6 protein-coding genes and 1 pseudogene are annotated in these 5207 nt (G+C 72.3%); 5 read left to right on the top strand and 2 right to left on the bottom strand.

The genetic code is table 11. The features are described 5' to 3' along the window. From AC13HU_RS31560 to AC13HU_RS31540, 5 genes and pseudogenes are all read left to right on the top strand, one after another. Positions 1-416 (top strand): M17 family peptidase N-terminal domain-containing protein (locus AC13HU_RS31560; RefSeq protein ID WP_483045399.1); only part of this gene is annotated, 416 nt, incomplete at its 5' end. Then, on the top strand, positions 413-1051 hold the full coding sequence (locus tag AC13HU_RS31555; protein WP_483045398.1) for a hypothetical protein: 639 nt from the start codon (positions 413-415) through the stop codon (positions 1049-1051). The genes AC13HU_RS31560 and AC13HU_RS31555, both read left to right, overlap by 4 nt. A gap of 171 nt (positions 1052-1222) precedes the next feature. Continuing rightward, entirely contained in the window at positions 1223-2002 is a 780-nt protein-coding gene (locus AC13HU_RS31550; RefSeq protein WP_483045397.1) for an IclR family transcriptional regulator, read from the top strand. Between the two features lie 39 nt (positions 2003-2041). Continuing rightward, the gene (locus tag AC13HU_RS31545; RefSeq protein ID WP_483045396.1) at positions 2042-3955 is read left to right on the top strand and encodes an amidohydrolase family protein; all 1914 of its coding nucleotides are present in this window, start codon (positions 2042-2044) and stop codon (positions 3953-3955) included. A 15-nt stretch (positions 3956-3970) separates the two neighbouring features. Continuing rightward, positions 3971-4513 (top strand): annotated as a pseudogene (locus AC13HU_RS31540) (aldo/keto reductase); the annotation flags it as partial. 209 nt (positions 4514-4722) lie between these two features. Here AC13HU_RS31540 and AC13HU_RS31535 read toward each other — a convergent pair. Together AC13HU_RS31535 and AC13HU_RS31530 are read right to left on the bottom strand one after the other, a co-directional pair. Then, positions 4723-4908, bottom strand: coding sequence for a hypothetical protein (locus tag AC13HU_RS31535; protein WP_483045395.1), 186 nt, complete (start codon positions 4906-4908; stop codon positions 4723-4725). A gap of 74 nt (positions 4909-4982) precedes the next feature. Then, a partial coding sequence (locus tag AC13HU_RS31530) for a hypothetical protein (protein ID WP_483045394.1) occupies positions 4983-5207 on the bottom strand: 225 nt, incomplete at its 5' end.

The raw sequence follows: 5207 nt of genomic DNA, 5'->3' as shown, positions 1-5207 counted from the left end.
GGGCCTCGTCCGCCGGACCAGACGTGTTGCTGGTGTGTGTCGGCCCCCCCGAGACGGGGGAGGGCGGGCAGAGCAGCGCGGGGAGCGGGAACGCCGGCGCGGACGCGGGCGCGGACGCGGTGCGCCGGGCGGCGATGACCGCCGCCCGGGTGGCCGACCGCCCGCGGGTGGCCTGCCTGCTGGCCGCGGCCCGCGACGGGGACCCTGCGACCGCCGAGATCGTGACCGAGAGCTGGGTGATGGGCGCCTACCGCTTCGACGCCTATCGGACCCGGCCCCTGACCCGGCCGCCGGCCGCCCGGGAGGTGATCATGTGGGGCTGCCCCCCAGGACCGGTCGAGACCGGCAGGGTGCTCGGCGAGACCGCCTGCGCCGCCCGCGACCTGCACACGTGCGGTTCGCGGCGAACACGATGACCACCAACGGCCATGAGACCGGCCGCACCGTGACGGTGGTGTCGGTCCGCAACGAGCCGGACGGGACCCGTGTCGGTGTCAGGTCGGGCGCGGTCGCCACCGCGGCCGAGGCGGCCGACCTGGTCCGGCAGGCCGACCGTGACGCGCTGGCCTGCACCCCGCTCGACGACGTGGCGCCGCTCGTCGAGGACGACGGTGATCACTTCGCGTACGAGGGGGCCGCGCCGTGCGGCGGTGAGGCGGCCGCTCCCGGGCCGGAGAGCCTGGCGGGCGTCACCCCCGCGCTCGCCGAAGCGTTCGCCCGGATGCGCCGGGACCGGCAGGAGCTGTCGGGTTTCGCCGAGCAGCGCAGCACCGAAACGCTGATCGCCACCTCGACCGGGCTGAGGCGCCGCTTCCGTCAACCCGCCGGGCGGTTGGAACTGACCGGACTCCGGCCGTCGGCGCGGCACTCGACCTGGTACGGCGCCCACGCCCCCGACCTGGCGCGGATCGACATCCCCGCCGCGGTCGACGCCGTATGGCGGACGGTGGTCCACAAGTGGACGACCGGGCGCGATGCCGCGATGTCTCGATGCCGGGGAGCCGGGTGCGGTCGACCTTGCCGTTGGGGTTGGGTGGCAGGTGATCGATGACTCTCAGTTGCGCGACCAGGCGAGGACCGCCTGGGGGAAGGACTTCAGCGTGCCGCGCTTCCACCGGGAGCTGATGGCCTTCGGTTCCCCGCCGGTGGGCCTGGTGGCGACGGCCATGGGCATCGCTCCTGCGACGGCACCGAAACGGCCGGGCCCGGGAAGCGGGCGGATGTGACGGCCGGTCAGGACCGGGCGACGTCGCCCACGGCCCCCATTCTCAACCTGCTGGAACTGTCGGTCATCTCCAACGGCGCACCGCTGACCCTGAGCGAACTGGCGGCGGCGGCCGACGCGCCGCTGTCCACCGTGTCCCGGCTGACGGCCCAGCTCGTCACCTGGGGATTCCTCTACGAGACTGCCTCGCACCGCTTCGTGCCCGGTCGGCGGCTGGCCGTCATGGCGTTCGCGGTCAGTGAGCACCTCTACAGCAACGACCGGCTCCAGCAAGCCACCCGGCTGCTCACCGGCATCACGGGTGAGAGCACGACGGCCGGACGCATCGTCGGGAACAGCATGTTCATCATCGCGCGCACCGAGTCCGAACAGCCGTTGCGCGCGGTGAACCGGGTCGGCGAACTCATCCCGCCGGACCGTTCCGCGCTCGGCAAGGCGATCATGTCCCGGCTGCCGCGCTCCCGGCAGCTCGCGCTGCTGCGCGGCGCGGACGTGGCGGACCCCGAGGGAACGCTGGAGAAGGTGCAGCCCGAACTGGACGAGGCGCGCCGGCTCGGCTACGCGGTGGACGAGGAGACCTACAGCGTGGGCCTGCGCTGCCGGGCCGCCGCTGTCACAGGTCCGGACGGCGTGGCGGTGGCCGGGTTGTCCATCAGCGGGCCCGCCGCGCGTTTCACCCACGACATCGCCGAGGCGTCGTTCCCGCCCTGCGCCGGGAGGCCGCGGCCATCGGCGACATGCGGTGACGCGGGCCGGGGACGGCGTTCCCCGGCCTGACGCACCACCACCATCACCATCACCGAGGAGACACATCACATGAGCGACACCGCAGTCACGTCCAGCGCCCCCGTCGTGCAGCCCGGCCGTACCGTCGAGACCGTTCCGGTCACCCGGATGGACAACGGACACGACCTCGCGCTGACCGTCCACCGGCTCACCGGGGCCCGACCCGGCCTCACCCTGGTCGCCTTCGGTGGCATCCATGGCGACGAGGCGATGGGCCCGGAGGAGGTACGCCGTCTCGTCTCCGCCATCGACCCCGCCGAGTTGTCGGGCACGATCGTCGCCGTGCCGGTGGCGAACCCGTACGCCTACCAGGCCATGTCGCGTTTCACCCCGCAGGACGGCCTCAACCTGAACCGCATCTTCCCCGGTGACCGCAACGGGTCGGTCACCGAGCAACTGGCGGCCGTGCTGGCCGAGATCGTCACCCTGCGCCCGACCCAGGGCGGTTCGATGATCTCCTACTTCAGCCCCGACCGGCTCGGCGAGGTCATCAAGGGCGGTACCGTCCTCGGCGAGGTCGTGGACCCGTACACTTCCGGACGCTGGAGCAGTTTTTGGCGCCCTTCGAGTCCAACATCCTGGTACTCAGCCGCGAGGGCTACACCCGCGCCGCACCGGGTGACTACGGTTTCATGGTCGGCAACGCCGCCACCACGACCACCGTGGACGAGTTGTTCGGCGCCTGAGCGCAGGGCGGGCACCGGGCAGAGTGAGGAGCGGCGTACACCGATGGACATCAGGCACGTGCAGGTAGTGGACCCCAAGGGCGAACGGGTGCTCCAGGACCGGAGGATCAGCTTGGACGGCGACCGGATCACGGCCGTCACGGCCGACACGTCCGACCCGCCGGCTCCGGGTGATCTCGACGGCACCGGGCTCTACGCGGTCCCCGGGTTCATCGACTGCCACGTACACGTCACCTCGGTGACCGCCGACGAGTGGGCCGATACCGGGATGGCAGCCAGCTATGTCACCGCGCACGCGCTGCGGGAACTGCGCGCGATGCTGGGACGGGGTTTCACCACGGTCCGGGACGCCGGTGGTGCGGACGCCGGGCTCGCCGACGCCCTCGACGAAGGGCTCGCGTCCGGCCCCCGGCTGTACGTGTGCGGCCGGGCGCTGTCCCAGACCGGGGGGCACGGCGACCTGCGCCCTCGCGGCCGCCATCACGCCGACGACCACCCGGCCGTGCCCGGTATCGGCCGGGTCGTCGATGGCGCCGACGCGCTGCGCACCGCGGTACGCGAAGGGGTGAGGGCCGGGGCGTCGTTCGTCAAACTGATGCTCTCCGGCGGGATCTCCAGCCCCACCGACCGGATCGACACCCCGCAGTACAGCGAGGACGAGATCCGCGCCGCGGTCGACGAGGCGCAACGGGCGGGTGTGTACTGCGCCGGACACGCCTACACGCCGCAAGCGGTGGCACGCGCGCTACGGCTGGGCGTACGCACCATCGAACACGGCAATCTGATCGGGCCGTCCGAGGCCCGGCTGTTCGTCGAGCACGACGCCTACTACGTGCCCACGCTGGTGACGTACACGGTGCTGGCGGACGAGGGACCGCGGCACGGGCTCCCGCCGGTGAGCGTCGCCAAGGTCGCGGCGGTCCGCGACAGCGGACTCACCGCGCTGGGCCACGCCCACACGGCGGGCGCCGCGATCGCCTTCGGCACCGACCTGCTCGGCCGGATGCACATCCACCAGTCCGCGGAGTTCGCGTTGCGGGCTCGGGTGCAGCCGGGCTGGGCGGTGCTGCGCAGCGCCACCACCACCGGGGCGCGGCTGCTGGGCGCGGACGGCGAGTTGGGCGTACTGGCCGCCGGTGCCCGCGCCGACATCGTTCTGACCCGTCACAACCCCGGTACCCACATCGAACTGCTGGCGGACCCGGACGCCGAAGTCGTCGCCGTCATCTCCCGGGGCCGCCTCGCGATACGCCGCTAGGGCCGCGACCGGCTCCGCGCCGACCGCATCGAGCTGTTCTTCCTGCACGCCCCCGACCCGGTGGTGCCGTTGGCGGACTCCCTGACCGCGCTGCTCCGGCTGCTCTCGGAGGGCGTGGTCGCCACGGTGGGGGTCTCCAACGTCACCGTCGCCGAACTCGACCTGGCCCACGAGGCGCTGGGTGACGCGCTCGTCGCCGTGCAGAACGAGTTCTCGCCCAGCGCCGGACAGCATCGCGCGGTGCTGCGCCGCGCCGAGGAACTCGGCCTCGCGTTCACCGCCTGGCGCCCGCTGGGCACCGTCGGCGTACAGGACGACGACCTGACGGCGGTGTTCACCGAGGTCGGCCGCGCCCACCGGGCCAGCCCCCAGCAAGCCGCACTGGCCTGGCTGTTGTCCACAAGCCCGGTACTCATCCCGATCCCGGGCACTCGCCGGCCGGAGACGATCCGTGACTCCGCACGCGCCGCCACGCAGCGCCTGGACGACGCCGACCTCAGACGCCTGGACGCGGCCTGCGATCCGGGTGGCCCCGCCGCGGTGGGTGCCGGACGCTGACAGCAGGCGCGCGGGTCGCTGTAGGAGGCGGCCGACGAAGCGGAGAAGAAGTGGCGTGAACGGACCATCGCCGCGGTGAGTACCTCGGTCGGCCGCACCATCCTCAGCGGTGGGTCCTTGTGGATCGTCGGCGGCGCCGTCGGACGCGGACCGTACGCACGCCGCGGGGGCCGCACCGACTGCGGTGCGACCCCCGCCACCAGCCGTGATCACTCGATGGTGCAGCCCGCACACAGCGTCGTGTCGCAGCAGCTGAACGTGCCTTCCCAGCTGCCGCCGATCATTCCGCCGTGCATCACGTCGGCGATGTCGATCGAGCGGACGGGGCTGGAGTCGGGTGTCCCGGCCGGGGTGTATTCCTTCCAGGAGCGTACGACGGCGTTGTCCAAGTCCATGAGTCGACCCTTTCCGAGGTGAGTACCGCCGCCGGGGCCGCACCCTTGCGGCGCGACCCCGCCGGCAGTGGGGATCAGTGGATGGAGCAGTCGGAGCACAGCGTCGTGTCGCAGCAGCTGTACGACCACTGCCAGCTCTGGGCGATCATCCCGCCCTGCGCGACGTCGGCGATGTCGATCGAGCGGACGGGGCTGGAGTCGGGCGCCCCGGCCGGGGTGTATTCCTTCCAGGAGCGCACGACGGCGTTGTCCAAGTCCATGAGTTGACCCTTTCTGTCGCTTCTCTCGTGGTGCGGGGA

The sequence above is a fragment of the Streptomyces sp. NH27 genome, assembly GCF_056859195.1.
This window is presented reverse-complemented; position numbering and strand designations above follow the sequence as displayed.

Bases quoted from the DNA above. Each gene is read 5' to 3' on its own strand.
- AC13HU_RS31535 (WP_483045395.1), bottom strand. From the start codon at position 4,908: ATGGACTTGGACAACGCCGTCGTACGCTCCTGGAAGGAATACACCCCG.
- AC13HU_RS31555 (WP_483045398.1), top strand. From the start codon at position 413: ATGACCACCAACGGCCATGAGACCGGCCGCACCGTGACGGTGGTGTCG.
- AC13HU_RS31545 (WP_483045396.1), top strand. From the start codon at position 2,042: ATGAGCGACACCGCAGTCACGTCCAGCGCCCCCGTCGTGCAGCCCGGC.